Source organism: bacterium (assembly GCA_018814885.1).
Lineage (GTDB): Bacteria > Krumholzibacteriota > Krumholzibacteriia > LZORAL124-64-63 > LZORAL124-64-63 > JAHIYU01.
The window spans coordinates 1-17,615 of record JAHIYU010000040.1 but is presented as its reverse complement, the minus strand read 5'-3'; the positions used below and the strand labels follow the sequence as shown (position 1 = coordinate 17,615).

11 protein-coding genes are annotated in these 17,615 nt (G+C 70.0%); 5 read left to right on the top strand and 6 right to left on the bottom strand.

The window, feature by feature from the left end; all coding sequences use genetic code 11:
* Position 1: 1 nt before the first annotated feature.
* Both KJ554_02305 and KJ554_02300 read right to left on the bottom strand, forming a co-directional pair.
* Entirely contained in the window at positions 2-1,906 is a 1,905-nt protein-coding gene (locus tag KJ554_02305) for a DUF1704 domain-containing protein (protein ID MBU0741168.1), read from the bottom strand.
* Positions 1,903-2,688, bottom strand: coding sequence for an N-formylglutamate amidohydrolase (locus tag KJ554_02300; protein ID MBU0741167.1), 786 nt, complete (start codon positions 2,686-2,688; stop codon positions 1,903-1,905). Before KJ554_02300 ends, KJ554_02305 begins: the two co-directional genes overlap by 4 nt.
* A gap of 454 nt (positions 2,689-3,142) precedes the next feature.
* Here KJ554_02300 and KJ554_02295 point away from each other — a divergent pair, with 454 nt between their 5' ends.
* The 5 genes from KJ554_02295 to KJ554_02275 all read left to right on the top strand — a co-directional run bounded on the left by KJ554_02295 (position 3,143) and on the right by KJ554_02275 (position 9,175).
* A complete protein-coding gene (locus tag KJ554_02295; GenBank protein MBU0741166.1) occupies positions 3,143-3,592 on the top strand; it encodes a YaiI/YqxD family protein in 450 nt (149 codons plus the stop codon).
* Between the two features lie 111 nt (positions 3,593-3,703).
* On the top strand, positions 3,704-4,405 hold the full coding sequence (locus KJ554_02290) for an SDR family oxidoreductase (protein ID MBU0741165.1): 702 nt from the start codon (positions 3,704-3,706) through the stop codon (positions 4,403-4,405).
* Between the two features lie 63 nt (positions 4,406-4,468).
* Complete coding sequence (locus KJ554_02285) at positions 4,469-5,458, top strand: hypothetical protein (protein MBU0741164.1); 990 nt, start codon at positions 4,469-4,471, stop codon at positions 5,456-5,458.
* 5 nt (positions 5,459-5,463) lie between these two features.
* The gene (locus tag KJ554_02280) at positions 5,464-6,432 is read left to right on the top strand and encodes a glycoside hydrolase family 130 protein (protein ID MBU0741163.1); all 969 of its coding nucleotides are present in this window, start codon (positions 5,464-5,466) and stop codon (positions 6,430-6,432) included.
* A complete protein-coding gene (locus tag KJ554_02275) occupies positions 6,419-9,175 on the top strand; it encodes a hypothetical protein (protein MBU0741162.1) in 2,757 nt (918 codons plus the stop codon). Before KJ554_02280 ends, KJ554_02275 begins: the two co-directional genes overlap by 14 nt.
* Position 9,176: 1 nt before the next feature.
* On the opposite strand, the gene KJ554_02270 is transcribed toward KJ554_02275, so the two are convergent.
* The 4 genes from KJ554_02270 to KJ554_02255 form a co-directional block, all read right to left on the bottom strand.
* Positions 9,177-10,118: an endonuclease/exonuclease/phosphatase family protein gene (locus KJ554_02270; GenBank protein MBU0741161.1), complete on the bottom strand. Its 942-nt coding sequence runs from the start codon at positions 10,116-10,118 to the stop codon at positions 9,177-9,179.
* Between the two features lie 462 nt (positions 10,119-10,580).
* A complete protein-coding gene (locus tag KJ554_02265; GenBank protein MBU0741160.1) occupies positions 10,581-13,856 on the bottom strand; it encodes a hypothetical protein in 3,276 nt (1,091 codons plus the stop codon).
* An 84-nt stretch (positions 13,857-13,940) separates the two neighbouring features.
* Positions 13,941-15,401 (bottom strand): GAF domain-containing sensor histidine kinase, encoded by a 1,461-nt coding sequence (locus KJ554_02260; protein MBU0741159.1) that lies wholly within the window; start codon positions 15,399-15,401, stop codon positions 13,941-13,943.
* A 57-nt stretch (positions 15,402-15,458) separates the two neighbouring features.
* Positions 15,459-17,615, bottom strand: a 2,157-nt coding sequence (locus KJ554_02255; protein MBU0741158.1) for an efflux RND transporter permease subunit, incomplete at its 5' end; no start/stop codon positions are given.

Genomic DNA, 17,615 nt, shown 5'->3' with positions numbered 1-17,615 from the left:
CTCATCCCTTCAATAGGTCCACGACTCTTACGCCTCGATGCAGGCGTGCGAGACGCGCCAGCGAATCGGGCTGATGCATGTAGCGCGGTACCAACGGCGGCGGCACCAGCACGTTGCGCCATGTCAGTTCGCGGACGATCGGTATGTGCTCTATCGCTATCTTGCCGACGAACAGGGGGGCCAGTTCGCCCCCCCCGCCAACATAATCGAGAATCTGCCGCAAGCCGAGCAAATACACGGAATCCTTCGTCAGGCCGCCGCTGCGATAGGTGCGCATGGTCACCGTGAACGCTGTCCGGTTCGGGAAACCGTGTGTCCGCCGTAGCACGCGGAACGTGTCGAGGAAGGAGGCGCCTTCGAGTAGACACCGCGCCGCCACGACCCTTCCCGCCAGCAGGCGCAGCCGGGGCCGGCTGAGGCCGCCGGCCAGATACTCGGCCAGTACCGCCAGGCCCTCCTGGAGGGCGTCGTAGCCGGCGAACCCGGCGGAAAGGAGACGCAGCCTCTGCGCTTTCCCGTTGTGATAGGTGAGCACGTGGGTCCCGACCTCGTGCTGGACCAGCGCCTCGACCCGCGAAGCCGGTATGCGGGATTGCGAGCTCACCAGGAGGTTGCCGCGCGAGACGAGCAGACCGGCGACGTCGGGGCGCACTTCGACCTCGGCCGTCACCTCCGGCCATTGCGACCGCAGGTAGGCGATCTCCTCGCGAGCGCGCTGCGCGAAGTCCGCGGCGTCGACATGACCGGCGCCGGGCCCTTCGCGGCTGCGCGGGGGAATGCACTCGAGCAGCTCGACCGCGAGCGTGTGGAGGTCGTCGTCGACGCCGCCGAAGAGCTGGATGCTCTCGTGAAGGAAGCGGCTGGTGTTGCGCTCCTGGAGCATGGTGATCTGGCGGTCGATCTCGACCAGCCGCTGGCGGAAGACGAGCGCCAGGGCCGGATCCTCGATCCGCTCGACGGGCGCCGCGAAGAGACGGCGCTTGAGAGCGACGGGATCGGCGAGCTGCGGGCGATAGTGGAAGGCGGGCATGCGCTGGAATCGGCTCCGCTCGAACTGGTGCCAGGCCTGCTCGCCGTTGACGGGCGTCAACTGGAGGAGCAATTCGAACGCCTCCGAGGTCTCTGCGAGCATTTCGTCCGCTTCCCAGACGGCGTTGACCACGGCCCTCCGACCGAGGACATGGAAGTGCGCCGGATCCGCCGTGGTGGACGACCTGGCGAACTCGTAGAAGAACCGCCGGAGGGCGATCGACAGCTTGCGGCGCAGCTCGTTCAGCACCCGGGGATAGGTGTCGCCGTTCTCCGGGTCGAGGTACACGGGCGCGACCTCGAGGCCGTACACCACACAGCCGAGCCGCGCGGTCTCGTCGATCGGCATGACGGGCGGCAGCCCGCGCGGCCACCGCCGCGCGCTCTCGACGATGGCGGCCGTCGCTCTCCGACGGCCGAGCTTGATGCGCCGGAGGGCCTCCTCGAAACCGTCCGTCAACGCCTCGTGCCCGTTCTCCCGCGGCGCCAGGATCCTGAAGGCGGGGTGCAGCGAACCCGTCGTGACCGCCTCGGACCCTTCGGGACGGTTCCCGGCCCAGAGTTCCAGGATCATGAAGCTCCCGAACTCCTCGGCCAGGGTTTCGGCCACCGCGGACACGAGTCGGCCGACTCCCTCTCGCTGCCTCCGCTCGGCGGAGCAGATCAGGTACGACGCCTCGCTGGTGACGAGCCGGCAGGTGGCGCGATCCCGGGTCCGACCCGGGCGCCGGTACACGCAGAGGAAAGGCAAGGGTCGGTCCACCGCCAACCGGCCCCACACCGGCAGGGACCGACGCACCTGCTTGCCCTCGGCCAGTCGCTGGCGGATGACCCGAACGAAACTCTCCGATACCATCTTGGCCTCGGGGGGCTTCACGCGCGCTCCAGTTCGGCGAGGGCGCCGGCAAGTGCGGCCCCCAGGGCTTTCCCGACCGCATCAAACAGCGCCGCGTCCAGCTCGCCCGTCCACTCGTCCATGAAGAACTTCTTGACCTCGAGGGACAGCACGCACGCTTCGTCCGGAAAGGCGCGGTGGGTCCAGGCGGCGCTGGCGCCGCCCCGGAAACGAACGTTCTCCCGCACGTCCAGCCTGCCGCCCGGAAAATCGTACGCCGCCAGGTCGTCCATAAACCGCTCGATCAGGCGGGCCCAGCGGCCGCGATCGCTCATCGTGCCCGTGCCGACGTTGACCTGCGGGTTCTTTCGCGGGTCCAGCGGCGGTCGGGCCATACCATCCCGGCGGTGATTGTACGAGTGAAGATCGAGGACCAGGAAGCGACCGTACCGGCCCGCGAGCGCACGGTACAGCTCATCGAGGGCGGAGTAGAAGGCGTCGTAGCCGCGGAGCGAACGCTCGACGATATCGTCGGGCAGATCGTCGCGCCAGACCTCGAGACCCCACGCGTCCTCGGGGGTGCGGTAGACCGCCGTGTCCCGGCGGCGGTTGAGATCGACCTCGAATCGCGACCGCAGTCCCACCACGCGGGTCGGCGCGATCGCCGTCCACCGGCCGGTGAACGGATCCTCCTCGCGCAGACGCGCGGCCTCGTCCACGACCATGTGCCGCAACACCTCGGCGCGCACCTCGTGGCCGTCGTGGATCGCCGTCGCCACGACCGGTCCCTCTCCCCGCTCGAGCCTCCAGATCACATCGGCCATGCGTTCGACCTGCACTTGTGCTGTTTGATGAATACCGGCATTCGGCCGACGACCGTCCGCCAAAGATGCCGGTGGCCACGAACCACCTCGGCCAGGGTCAAAAAGACGGGCGACCGGACTCGAGAACCCGGCAGCGGGGACGACCTCGACCTCCGCCGATCAACATAGCACTTCGCCAGCTCGGCCTGCCAGGACTCGCTCACGAACACGGCGACGCCGGCCAGGGTTTTGGTATACGATGGCCTGGCTGCAATGACCCTCGAACCGGAGAGGCGGGAGCATGAAGGTGCTCGGAACCATCGCCCTGACCGGCGCCACCCGCGGCCTGGGCCGCACCAGGGCGCGAGGGCTTGGATGATGGGTTTGTGAGACAGGACCTGCGGGTCTGTGGTTCATCCGGTTGGAGCCGGGACAGGTCGAATTACACGGTTGGAAATACACTCCCGAGGTGATCGTGCTCCACATCTACGTCGACGCCGACGCATGTCCCGTGAAGGACGAGGTCTACAAGGTCGCCCGGCGCTACGGCCTGCAGGTCACCCTTGTCGCCAACAGCTACATGCGCCACCCCGGCGGCAACTGGATCAAACTCGTGGTCGTGGGCGAGGGACTCGACGAAGCGGACGACTGGATCGTCGCGCAGGCCGAGACGGACGATATCGTCATCACCGGCGACATTCCCCTCGCCGCGCGGTGTCTCGACGAGGGCGCCCGGGTGCTCGGTCACACGGGCAGGCCGTTCACGCCGGAGAACGTGTGCGACGCGCTGGCCACCCGGCAGCTTCTCACACAGTTGCGTGATCAGGGGCTCGTGGAGGGCGGGCCGGCGCCGTTCGAGAAGAAGGATCGGTCGCTGTTTCTGCAGCAGCTGGATCAGATGGTCAATATGATCAGGCGGGGGTGATCATCGGTCTGTCGATTGGAGGATCATGTGATAGTGTATCTTGTGATTCATGAATGAGCTGATTCGATGACAGCGGGGCTGAAGTATTCGGAACGGCTCCCGGAGCACTCCATGACGGACACGAGACTCATCGTCCTCACCGGCGCCACCCGCGGCCTCGGCCGCGCCCTGGTCGACCGCTTCGCCGAGGCCGGACGCACCGCCGCGGGCTGCGGCCGCTCGACCGAGCATGTGGCCGCCCTGCGCGAGGCCTTCCCGCCGCCCCACCGCTTCGACGCCGTCGACGTCTCCGACGCGGCGGCCGTGGCGGCGTGGGCCGGCGCCGTCCTCGACGCCCTCGGTCCGCCCGACCTGCTGATCAACAATGCCGCCTCGATGATCGCGCCCGCGCCCCTGTGGGAGGTGCCGGCCGACGCCTTCGGCCGCCTGATGGACGTGAACGTGGACGGTACGCTGAACGTGATCCGCGCCTTCGCGCCGGCCATGATCGTGCGCGGCAGCGGCGTCATCGTCAACTTCAGCTCGGGCTGGGGACGGTCGACAGCGCCGGAGGTCGGCCCCTACTGCGCCAGCAAGTGGGCCATCGAGGGCCTCACCCGCTCGCTGGCCGCGGAGCTGCCGGCCGGCCTGGCCGCGGTATCCCTGAACCCCGGCATCATCGACACCGACATGCTGCGCACCTGCTGGGGAAGCGCGGCGGCGGCCTATCCCTCGCCGGACGCCTGGTCGCGCACGGCGGCGCCGCTGCTGCTCTCGCTGGGTCCCGAGCACAACGGGCAAGCCATCACCGCGCCCCAGCAACCGTTGCCCTGACGGCGCGCCGCGTGTAGAGTCGCGGGAATCGCCCGTCCCCCCTGCCGAACGGAGGCCCTCCGCATGCGCCCGGCTCTCGTCCCGCTGGTTCTGATCGTCGTCCTGTCCGGCTGCGGCCCCCGCGTCGAACCGCCCGCGCCCGCCGTCGTCACCATCTTCGACGACGTCACCCTGCATTTCACGCCCGACGCGCCGGAACGTTACGACACGCCCTTCGCCGAGGCCCGCGACAACGGCCGCGTCATGCGCACCTACCGCGAGTTCCCGCCGGGGCTCGGTACTTCGCGCGTGACCGCCGTGCTGCGCGTGCGGCCCATCCGGCAGGACATGCTCAGCGTCGTGGACCGCTGGGACCGCGCCGGGCACGTGGCGCTCGTCAAGCCGGGCATGGCGCCCGTAGAGATGGTGAAATTCATGACCGCGTACGGCGGGGCGATCGAGCACGAGGTCGACGTCACCCGCCTGGCGCCCCTGCTCGCCGGCCACTGCGCGTTCGAGGCCTTCATCGACACCTGGGTCACGCCCGCCTGGAAGGTGGACGTGGAACTGGTGTTCGCGCCGGGTGGCGGCATCGACGCGCCGCAGTGGGCGCGGGGCCTTTTCTTCGTGGACGGAGGGCTGATGGCCGAGGCGCCCGAGGCGTCGAGCCGCGTGACGATTCCCGAGCGCACCCGCCGCGCCCTGCTGCACGTCCTGGTCTCCGGCCACTGCACCGACGGCCGGGACGCCGACGAGTTCGTCACCAAGGACAACGTGATCCTGGTCGACGGCCGCGAGGTCCACCGCTTCCGCCCCTGGCGCGACGACTGCGGCGCGCTGCGCGCGGTCAATCCCTACTGCGCCCGCTGGTCGGACGGCTCCTGGAGCAGCGACTACAGCCGCAGCGGCTGGTGCCCCGGCGACGTCGTCCTGCCCGTCGTGGTCGACCTGAGCGCATGGCTCGCGCCCGGCGAGCACGAGGTGACCTACCGCGTGGAGGACATCCGGCCGGCGGACGACGAGGGCCATCACGGGTACTGGCGCGTCTCGGCGCACCTGACCGGCTGGCGGTGACGGACATGACGCTCAAGCGCATCACCGGCAACCCCATCCTCGACCGCGCGGACATCCCCGACATCCCGCCGGCCTTCGTGGACGTCAGTTCGGTCTTCAACCCCGGCGCGGCGCGGGTGGACGGCCGCGTGCTGCTGTTGCTGCGCGTCCAGTCGCGCGGCCGCGAGACGGGACTGGTGCGGGCCTGGAGCCACGACGGCATCCGCTTCCGCGTCGAGAACCGTCTGGTGGAGGTGCGGGGGCTGGAGGACGCCGGCTTCACCGCGCACCACGTCTACGATCCACGGCTGACCGTCGTGGACGGCGAGCTCGTCTGCACCGTCGCCATCGACACCGACGACGGCTGCCGTCTCGGCACCGGCCGGCTGACCGGCGACGGCGTGCTGCGGCTGGCCGGCGTCTCGCCGCCGGACGTGCGCAACGGCGTGGTCTTTCCCGAGCGCGTGGACGGCTCGTGGCTGCGGCTGGAGCGTCCCAACCGGACGCGTCTCGCGGGCGGGCCGGTCACCGGCGACACGATCACCCTCTCCGCATCGGACGACCTGAGCGCCTGGCGCGAGGTCGGCGAGGTGATGCGCGGCCGTCCCCGCTCGTGGGACGAGATGATCGGTCCGGGCACGCCGCCCATCAAGACACGCGAGGGCTGGCTGCTGCTGTATCACGGCATCGCCACCCACTTCCAGGGCAACAACCTCTACCAGGCCGGCGCCGTGCTGCTGGACCTGACCGACCCGACACGCGTCGTCGCCCGCACCCGCCGCAACGTCCTCGAGCCGCGCGCGCCCTACGAGCTGAGCGGGCAGGTGCCCAACGTGGTCTTCCCCACCGGCTGGATCTGCGACGCGCCGGACGGCGAGGGCTTCGCGCCCCCGGACGCGGACCTGAAGGTCTACTACGGCGCGGCGGACACCGTGGTCGGCCTGGCCGTCGGCACGGTGCGCGAACTGCTGGGAGCCTGTCGTGACGCCGACTGAGGGGCGGGCCCCGCACCGCGCCTTCGTCGTCTCGCACACCCACTGGGACCGCGAGTGGTACCTGACCTTTCCCGAGTTCCGCGTGGACCTGGTCCGCGTCGTGTCGCGCGTGCTGGACGCCCTCGAGGCCGACCCGGACCGTCATTTCATGCTGGACGGCCAGGCCGCCGCCCTGGAGGACCACCTGCGCGTGCTCCCCGCGGACGCCTCCCGCGTGCGCGCGCTGGCCGAGGCCGGGCGCCTCTCGCTGGGCCCCTGGTACGTCCTGCCCGACGAGTTCCTGGTCGGCGGCGAATCCCTGGCGCGCAACCTGCTGATCGGCCGACAGGCCGCCGGGGCCCACGGCGACCGGCTGCGCGTGGGGTACATGCCGGATTCTTTCGGCCACGCGGCCCAGATGCCCCAGCTGCTGCGCGAGGCCGGTCTCGATTCGTTCGTCTTCGAGCGGGGCCTGGGCGACGAGGCGGAGCGCCTGGGCTGGCGGTTCGTCTGGCGCGGCCCCGACGGCAGCGAGGGGCTGGCGCTCAACCATTGCGAGGGCTACTGCGGCGCCGGCGGGCTCGGTTACGAAGAACTGTGGCACGCGCACACCCGACGCGAGATCGATCCCGTGCGGGCCGTGCAACGGATGCGCGAGCTCTTCGCGGCGGCTGCCGAGCGGCCGGGCGGCGACCCCTTCCTGGTCAGCAACGGCTGCGACCACTTCCCGCCCCAGGCCGATTTCCGGCGCGTCCTGGACGCCTTGCGCAAGGCCTTCCCGCAGACCGAGTTCGTCCACGCCGGGCTGGAGGATTTCGTGGCGGCGGCGCGCGCGGCCGGCGCGGGCGGTCGCGTCCGCGCGGGCGAGATGCTCGGCGGCTTCGACCGCAACATCCTGTCGGGCGTGTGGTCGTCGCGCATGCCGCTTAAGCAGGCCAACGAACGCTGCGAGACCCTGCTGGCCGCGGCGGCCGAACCGCTGGCCGCCTACGCCCATTTCCTCCACGGGCACGCCCATCCCGGCGGCCTGTTGCGCGACGCCTGGCGCGAGTTGCTGCTCAACCATCCCCACGATTCGATCTGCGGCTGCAGCGTCGACCAGGTGCACCGCGACATGGCGCCGCGCTTCGCCCACGCGCGTCTGACGGCCGAGAGGATCGTGCAGCGCACACTCGAGGACCTCGCCCCCACCTTCGACGTCCGGCCCGAGGGCGACCGCGATACCGTCCTGTGCGTCGCAAACACCCTGCCGGTGCCCAGGCGCGAGGTGATCACCCGGACGGTCGTCCTGCAGCCCTTCGGCTACGACCTCGCGAGCCTGCGCCTGGTGGACGAGGCGGGCGCCGAGGTTCCCTTCGCGATCGTCGACACGCAGCATGTGGAGCGTTTCTGGGGCGTGGACCATCGCCTGCAGCTCACCGGCGAGGCGCAGGAGACGTCCTTCGCGCCCTACCTCGCGCATTTCAGGTCCCGCATGCTGAAGGACGGACCAGGCGACGGCGAGTTCGACACCCGGCTGACGATCCAGTTCGCGTGCGATCTGCCGCCCTGCGGTCACGCGCTGTTCCGTCTGCTGGAGGGGACGCCCCCCGCGGCGACGGCCGGCACGGTGGTCGTCGGCGCCGACACGCTGGCGAACGACCTGATCGACGTGCGCCTGCATCCCGACGGCACCTTCGACCTGGCCGACAGGGCCACCGACGCGGCGTATCGCGGACTGGGCCGGCTGGAGGACCGGGGCGACGCGGGCGACGAGTACGACTTCCATCCGGTGCCGGGCCCCTCCCGTCCGGAGGTCGTTCCCGGCGGCGTGCGACAGGTGCGCGTCACGCCGCTGGCCGGGACCATCGAGGCCGATTTCACGCTGCGCCTGCCGTCGCGCCTGACGGCCGACCGCGCCGCCCGCCGCGAGGACACGGTGGACTGCCCGGCCACGCTGCGGCTGACCCTGCGTCACGGCTCGCCGCTGCTGGATGCGCGCCTGCGCCTGGAGAACCGCGCCGAGGATCACCGCCTGCGCCTGGAATTCCCCACGCCGCTGCGGACCGACGCCTTGATCTGCGAGGATCGCTACCTCGTCCTCGAGCGTCCCCTGCTGCGCGAACCCACACCCGACTGGGTCCAGCCCACGCCCGCCACCTGGCCCCAGCAGGGTTTCTCGTGCCTCGAGGACGGTGAACGCGGCCTGGCGGTCTTCAACCGCGGATTGCCGGAAGTCGAAGGTTACGCGGCGGGTGGCGCCGGCCTGGCGGTGACCATGCTGCGCTGCGTGGGCTGGCTCTCGCGCGACGACATCGAGCCCACCCGCCGCGGCAACGCCGGGCCGACGATCTTCACGCCCGAGGCGCAGTGTCTCGGCGCGCACGCCTTCGACTTCGCGGTGATGCCCTACGCGGGCGGCTGGCTGGACGCCGACGTGGCCGGCGCGTCGGCGCGCTGGCGCTGCCCGCCGCTCTCGGTCCAGGGCGTGACCGCACCGGCGACGGCCGGCGCCTGGCTCTTGCGTTGCGGGGATCCGCGCATCCAGGTCACGGCCGTCAAGCGCCACCAGGAGCGCGACACGCTGATCGTGCGGCTCTGCAACCTGGCGGACGAAACGGTCGCGCTCCCGCTGGCCTTCGGACGCGACGTGACCGGCGCCTGGCGGTCGAACCTGCTGGAGGAACGCGGGACCGGGCTCGCGCCGGACGGGGACCCGCGAAACCGGGTGACCCTGGACCTGTCACCGCACCGGATCGCGACGATCGAGGTGGCCTTCGCCTGATTCAGTAGTGCGGCGTCGCGCCGGTGGTCACATCCACCTCGTCGCCGGGCAACGGCGGATGACGCTCCTGGTGGAACGTGGCCCAGACCGGGAAATGGTCCGACGGGTACCGGCCGTCCTTCTGGAAGCGCGAGAGGCCCGCGTCGATCACCGCGAACTCCCGCGAGGCCAGGATCCAGTCGATGCGCCCGCGCGTGGCCTCCCCGGTGAAGCCGTGGAAGGTGCCGCCGCCGCGGCGCCGCTGCTCCGAGGCGGCGGCGTGCCAGGTGTCGTGCAGCGGGACGTCCGCGCGCCAGCCCTCCTCGGCCAGCAGGCGGTAGGGCGGACTGTCGGCCGCGGCCGGCGCGTTGAAGTCTCCCAGCAGGATGATCGGCAGCCCGCCGGCGATCTCGGCCATGCGCCGCTGCAGCAGCTCCGCACCTAGGCGGCGCGCTTCCGCGCCGGCGTGGTCCAGGTGGGTGTTGAAGCAGTAGAAGGTATCGGGGTCGCACCAGCGGTCGCGCAGCTTGACCCAGGTGACGATGCGCGGGCAGGCGACGTCCCAGCCCTTGCTGCCCGGCACTTCGGGCGTCTCGCCGAGCCAGAAGTAGCCCTGGTCCAGCACCCGGTAGCGGTCGCGGCGGGTGAAGATCAGGCACATCTCCCCCCGGCGCACGCCGTCGTCGCGGCCCACGCCGGTGATCCGGTAGCCCCCGAAGGCGCGGTCCAGCTCGACGCCCTGGTCCCACAGGCATTCCTGGACGCCGAAGATGAAAGGGTCGTGTTCGCGGATGGCCAGGCGCACCAGGTAGCGGCGGTGCTCCCAGCTGTCGGGGCCGTCGTCGGCCGTGCCGTAGCGGATGTTGAAGGACATGACCGTCGTCGGCACTGGCTCGGCGGCCAGGGCGCAACCGACCGCCAGGAGAACGCCCACCGACCCCCGGACGAGCCAACCCCTTTTCACGCAGCACCCCCAAAAAAACCGGGTAATGATCGGATCCATTCCCATTTTCACATATGCGACGGATATTTCCACCGCGTAATTCCTGCGTAACGACGCCCGTGTAATCTGACCGCGTCACGGGCCGACCCCACCGGCCCAGGAAGGACGACGCCCAGATGTCAACCTACGTGGTGCGATTCCTCGGCGCGACCCCGGGCGAGTTCCGCGGTCGCGTCAGACATGTGAGCACGGGGGAAGAGGACAACTTCTCCTCGCCAGAAGAACTCTACGATTTCCTGGAGAGGATGAACGCGGCTCACGCACGCAGGTCCATCGACCGTGAGCCGGCCGGTCGACCGGGTGAGCGGACGACAAGCGAACATGATTGAACATCGGGCTGGTCTCTCCAGGGGGATATGAGCTCGGAGGGAGGGGCCGGCGCGGCCGCGGGGAGTCCGCTTCCCGCGGCCGTTTTCGTGTGGGCTAGCCCGCGGCCAGCCGCTCGGCCAGGGCTTTCAAGCGGTTGGAAGGCAGCAGGTCCAGCTCCTCGATCATGAGCGTCTCGTACTGGTGGTAGGCCTCGAGCGCTTCGGCCCGATGGCCGAGCCCGGCCAGACCCTCCACCAGGCGCTGGTGGAACTCCTCGTGGTAGGCGTCCAGGCCGATCGACCTTCGGGCCAGGGGCACGAGCTGCTCCCACATCTCATGGCGCGCGTACCAGGCGCAGAGACGACCCACGTCCTGCAGCAGGCGGTCGCGGAGGCGCTCGCGCTCGTCCGCCGTGAACTCCTCGTAGGGGCTCTCGGCCAGGAAATGGCCCCGGTAGAGCCTTTCGGCGACCAGCAGCGGTTCGGCGGCCGCCGCGGTCTCGCCATCGCTCCACAGGGATTCGGCTTCCTGCAGCGAAGCCTCGCACTGCTCGACGTCGTAGACGTAGCCGTCGCCCGGTTCCAGGCGCAACGCCTCGTTGTGGTAGCGGACGAAGCGGTCGGGCCGCTGGCCGGCCCCGTCGTCCCCGGCCAGCGTGCGCCGCAGGACGTGCAGGGTCTGACGCAGGTTGTTGAGCCCCTTGTCGAGGTCGGTGTCGGGCCAGAGCGCTTCGATGGCCTCGTCGCGGGGAACCCAGCGGAAGCGGCACACCAGCAGGTACTGGTAGAGCCGCAGCGCGCGCTTGGAGCGCCAGTCGTCCAGGGTGAGACGGCGATCGTCGACGATCGTCTCCAGGGATCCCAGCGCGCGGATACGCAGGGGTGCGCCCCCGGTCGTCTCCTCGCCGCCGCCGAGCGCCGCCCGGGCGGTCTCGCCGCCGATGCGGTCGATGACCGCGGCGGCCCGCCCGCTCACCGCCGCGTCGCCATCCCGCAGCAGGGGCGTCACGAAAGGAACGGCGGCCGCGCCCATGTCCGACAAGTGGCGCGCGGCCTCGGCGGCGGTGTGCTCGTACCGCAAGGCGTCGGGCAGCACGCGCAGAGCCCGCTCCGGCGCCAGCACGGTGAAGATGAAGTCGTGCCCCATCTCCGCCACGCCGGACAGCATCTCGGCCAGCAGCGTCGGTCGCCCGGCCGCGGGGACGTCGCCCTCGTCCAGGCGAACCAGTATCAGGTTGTGCAGGTCGTACCGCATGCCCACGCGCCGCATCGTCTGTTCCGCCGCCCGCCAGTGACGACGTGCCTCCGCGGCGCGGTCCGACAGCGAGCCGAGCAGGATCCTGGCCTGCGCCTCCTGGTAGATCAGCTTCTTCTCCACGCTCACGTCGAGGGCCCGTTGCGCCAGGCGCCGCGCCTCGTGGCGCCGACCGGCCCGGCCGGCGGCCTCCGCCAGCCCCAATTGGGGGAAGACAAGCAGCCCGCTTTCCCCCACCCGCTCGCCGCAGGACGCGGCCGCGGCGTAGTGCTCCTGGGCGCGCTCGTGGTCGCCCGTGGCGATCGCGCAACGACCGAGCGCCAGCCGGCAATAGCCCTCGATGAGCTGATAGTCCAGGCTGCCGGCCAGTCGCAGGCCCTCGCGGGCGAGTTCGCGGGCCTCGCGCACCTCGCAGGCGTCGGCCGTGATGTGTGACAGCACGCCCAGGCAATGGCAGACCTGGCGCAGGTCGCCGCGCTTGCGGAAGATCACCAGGGCCCGCCGGGCGGCGTCCTTGGCCCGGTGGAAGTCTCCGCGCCGGTAATGGATATTGCTCTGCAGCAGGTAGAAGGCGCGCGCCTCCCCCTCCTCGTCGCGCGTCTTGCCGAAGACCTCGCGCGCCTCGTGCAGGTGGCGCTCTCCTTCGTCGAGCCGCCCGAGGTCGCACATGGAGATGCCGATCATGTCCAGCAGCCTGCCGCGAGTGGCCGCGTCCGGGCGTGCCGGCTCCCGCAACGCCTTGCGGCACAGGTTGATGCCGGCCTGGTATTGCCCCAGTCTCAACTTGACCTGCGCCATCTTGCTCATCAGCTCCACGCGCTGGCGCCCGCTGGTCGCGCAGGAGAGGGCCTTGCGGTAGGTCGCCTCGGCCTCACGCAGATCCCCCTGCGCTTCCAGGACGTGCCCCTGCACGAGCAGGGCCACGGGCCGGCGCACCAGCGAGGACGCCGGCAGGGCCGCCAGCGATCGATGGACGATCTCGTGACGTCCCGCGGCGAGCAGCTCCTCGCCGCGTTTCTCGAGCAGGGACAGCGCCGCGCCGTGGGCGCCGCCCTCCGCGTGCGCCAGCATGGCGTCCCCCCACTCGCCGCGCGACTCCAGGATGCGCGCGGCGTTGCGCCGGAGCCGGAGACCCTCGGCCGGGGTCCCCTCGCGCGCTTGCAGCTTGCGCAGGAAGTCCTCGAACAGGCCGTGGTAGCGGAATCCCTCCCCCTTGCGTCCCAGGCGAACGGTGAACAGGTTGCGGCGGCAGAGCTCGGCCAGGATGCGGCCGCTGCCCTCGATACCCAGGGCGGCGTCGCAGAGTTCGCTGTCCAGGCGCGGCAGCAGGGACGAACGACGCATGAAGTCGCGTGTCTCCCGGGGCAGCTGCCGCAAGACCTCCTCCGCGAAGTACGCGAACCAGCCGGAGCCCGCCTCGCGCAGGCGCGACAGGGCGTCCCGCACTTGGTCCTCCTGCGGCCCCTCGAGCGCCTGGAGCAGGATCTCCAGACCCGCCGCCCAGCCCTCGGTGCGACGCACGACGAGCTCGGCCAGCTCGGCGTCGAGCGCCGCGTCGGGGTAGCGGGCGTTGAACAGGGCCGCAGCCTCGTCGGGGCGGAAGGCCAGATCGGCCGCGTGCAGCTCGGCCACCGCTCCCTGGGTGCGGAGTTTCATGGTCGCGATGTCCAGCGGCTCGCGCGACGCGAGGGTGAGCGTGTGGCCGGCGGGCAGATAGCGCACGAGGCGTTCGAGGAAACCGAGCACGTCCGGAGATGTCGCCGCCAGTTGCAGGTCGTCGAGGATCAGCACGGAGCCCCGCTCCCGGTCGCGCAGGACGCGCACCGTCTTCGCGAGGTCGCGGGCGTCGTCGCCGCCGCCCCGCGACTCGCCGGCGGAGACCGCTGCCAGCAGGTGGTCGCGGAAGACGGCGGGATCGGCGTCCATCTCGTCAAGGGAATACCAGGCGACGGGGCGCGTGCAGGCGGCGGTGACGGCCGCCAGCAACGAGGTCTTGCCGAAGCCGGCCCCCGCCGTGACCAGCACGAGGCGTCGCCGGCGCCAGTCGTCCCAGAGGTTCTCGAGCCGTGGGCGCGGCAGATACCCCGCGGGGCGCGGGGGTCTCGAGAGCTTGCCGGGAATGATAGGTTGCGACATTTCAGCCCCTTGCGGCGATGACGCCGCGCCTCCGGGGCAATTATATAACACTTGTCATCGAGAACGAAGCTCCGGCAGGCGGCTTCAGGCGCCCTTGCCGTCGATCGGGATGGCCATGTGGACCGTCAGGCCGGCACCGGGTGCGCTGGAGCATTCGATCGTGCCGCCCATGGACTGGTACACCAGGTTGTGGACGATGTGCATGCCGAGACCGCAGCCGTCGAGATCGCGCCGCGTCGTGAAGAAGGGATCGAAGATGCGGTTCAGCGTGTCCGGGTCCATGCCGACGCCGTCGTCGCGGTAGAGCAGGTGCAGTTCGCCGCCCTCGGCCCAGGCGATCAGGCTCACGTGTCCGCCGCCCTCTTCCGGCAACCCGTGACGCAGGGAGTTGTCCAGGAGCTCCTCGACCACGTGCGCGAGATTGGACGGGCACAGCTTCACGCGCAGGTCGTCCGCGCACTGGATGTCCAGCGTGTGCCCCTTGGCGCGGAGGCGCTCGACGTGCTCGAGCGTGGATACCCGCAGGTGTTCTCCGAGCGCGACCTCGCGCTTCGGCTCGCCGATCTGCTCGGGGGACAGGAGCTTCAGGGTCTCGATCAGCGTGGCGACCCGGCGCAGGTTGCCCGAGATCAGGGACGACGACACCGCGCAGAGGTTCAGGAACGCGTCGTCTCCGTGCACGGACATGCGGTGCGCGGCTACGCGTTCCTCGAGCAGCGAGGACGCCGTGATGCTGATCCCCAGCGGCGTGTTTATCTCGTGGGCGAAGCCGGTCAGCAACCGCGCCAGGGCCGTCTGCTTCTCCGATGCGACCAGCCGGTCGCGGGTCTCCTCCAGTTCGCGCGTGCGCTTCGCCACGCGCGACTCCAGCTCCAGGTTGAGCTTGCGCAGCTCCTCCTCGGCTCGCTGCCGTTTCTCGTCCTTCTGCAGGGAGGCCAGGGCGACGGCCAGGCCATGGGCCAGCTCCTCGAGATGCCCGACCACCTCGGCGTCTATCAGGTCGCGGCGCCGGTCGCCCAGGTAGATCAGACCGATGGTCTCGCCGGCCGCGCGCAGGGGCAGCGAGACCAGCGTCTCGAAGCCCTTCGAAACGCAGTGTCCGCGGAAGCCCACGGTGGCGGCGGCCAGTTCGCCGCCCGACGCAAAATCGGTGAGAGAGTTGGTCCAGAAGCCGCCCCGAGCCGTGAAACCGGGCGCATCCGACTTTTCACGCTTGTCGTCGAGTATGGCCCCGCAGAGACAGGTGAGGGAGTCGTGGGCCTGGCGGCGCAGGGTGTTGCAGTTCTCCAGGATCTCGGGGGGGACGTCGCGGGCGGTCAGGATTGGATAGTCGTCGCCCTGCCGCAGGCGGATCCAGACGGCCTCGAAGCCCACCAGATCGCGCATGGCGTCGGCGACCTCGCGCGCGGCGACGGTGAGCGAATCCGCGCCGCTGACGGTCTCGAGGATACGGATGGCGGTCGCCCCGACCCGGCGCGACGTGACGGCGGCGCCGAACCTGGCGCCGCCGGGGCGGTAGACCTTGAAACTCGTGCTTGCGGCCACGTGGACACTCCCGGATTTGCTCATGGGAGATATCGGCAGCCCGGAGGATGATGTGAATCAAATTTCCGATGCTCGTCTTGGCACCGCTTCCCCCCGCCCCCTCGCCAGCGCCCGCAACCCGGCCTTGAACGCCTCCGCATAGCGGTTGGCGATCAGGTAGTACGTCGGCAGCACGATCAGCGTGAGCAGCGTGCTCGAGGCCAGCCCGCCGATGATGGCCCGCGCCATGGGGTAGTACTCGGCGTCGCCCACGTGGGCGCCGTGGAAGACCGCCAGCGGCAGCAGCCCGAGGATGGTGGTGCCGGCGGTCATCAGGATGGGACGCATGCGGTCGCGGCAGCCCGCCAGGATCGCGTCCTCCATCGCCCGGCCCCCGCGGCGGTGGTTGTTGATGTGATCGACGAGCACGATGCCGTTGTTCACCACGATGCCGATAAGGATCACGATGCCGATCATGGCCATCATGTTGAAGGGCGTGCCGGTCGCCATCATGATCCAGAAGACGCCCACCGACGCGAAGGGCACGCAGCTCATCACGACCAGCGGGTGCAGCAGCGACTCGAAGAGGCTGGCCATCACGAAGAATACGCAGACCAGCGCCAGCAGCATGTTCATCCCCATCTCGCTCTGCTGCTCCTGGGAGCGGCGGATCTGCGAGCCGAAGTCCCAGCCGTAGCCGATGGGCAGCTCCATGCCGTCGAGCAGGATCCGGAACTTGTCCAGCGCGTCGTCCAGGTTCTCGCCGTCGTAGGTGCCGCGGATGATGATGCCGGACTTCTGGTTCTCGCGGAAGATGCGGCGGGGGGTGTCCTCGATGGTGAAGTCGGCGACCTGGCCGAGCTGGACGGCGCGGCCCTCGATCGCCCCGACGGTCAGGATGGCCAGGTTCTCGATGCTCTCGCGGTCGCTGGGATCCAGCACCACGATCATGTCCACTTCCTTCAGGCCGGTGTTCAGGCGTGGCAGCTGGACGCCACGGTAGGTCAGCCCCATGATCTGGGAGATGGTCTCCGGCGTCACGCCCACGCGCGCGGCCGCCTCGCGGTCCACGTGGATCTGGATCTCCTTGTTGCCGTCCTCCCCGTCCGTGCGCAGGTCGCCCACGCCACCGACCGAGGCCAGCAGCAGCTTGACGTTCCGGCTGATCTCGGTGAGCAGCTCGGTCTCCTCGCCGTAGACCGTCACCGCGAAGGTCTTCACGCCGGAACCCTGCCCCTCCTCGTCGCCGAACTCGTACTTCAGGCCGGCCTGCTTCGGCAGGTTCTCGCGCAGGTCGTCGCGGATCCGCTTGTAGAAGCTGTCCGACACCACGCCCGTGTCGAAAAAGAGGGAGATGCCCCCACGGTCGGCCGTGTAGTAGATGTAGATGTCGCGGATGCCCAGTTCCTCGCGGCGGGTCTCCAGGTAGTCCTCGGCCTTCTGGACGCAGTCGCTGGTGCGGTACTTGTCCATGGGATCGGTGAAGTTGCAATTGATGTAGAGGCTCTCGCGCCGGATGCCCTCGTCGCCGAAGGGCTCGGGCTTGAACTTGGTGACCTGCATCATGACGACCGTCACCGCCAGCACCGCGGGGACGATTACCAGGGCGGTCAGCAGCGGGTGGCGCAGCGCCGTCCAGTTCAGCAAGCGCAGATAGCGGCCGCGCAGGGTCGCCAGCCACCCGTTCTCCCCGACGGCCCCCTGGGAGCGCGTCAGGCGCACCGACAGCGGGGGGATCACGGTCAGGCTCATCAGCAGCGAGAGCACCAGCATCACGCTGATGGTCACGCCAACCTCGCCCAGCCACACCGACATCTCGTCGGCCTTGCTGACGATGATCGGCGCGAACACGATGATCGTCGTCAGCGTCGAGGCCACCACCGCGCGGCCCACCTCCTTCGTGCCGCGCACGGCGGCGGAAAGGGGGCTGGCGCCGGTTCGCTGCCGCCGGTGGATCGATTCTAGCACCACCACGGCGTTGTCCACGAGCATGCCCACGCCCAGCATCAGGCCCATCATGGTCAGGATATTCAGCGAACGGTTCGACAGGTACAGGAAGACCGCGGTGCCCATGAGCGACAGCGGTATGGCCACCGACACGACCGCGGTCATGCTCAGGCGCCGCAGGAACAGGAAGAGGACGATCACAGCCAGCAGCGACCCGATCAAGCCGCCCTGCATCAGGCTTTTCAGCGAGTTGGTGATCTGGTCGGCCTGGTTGAAGAAGGAGAAGCT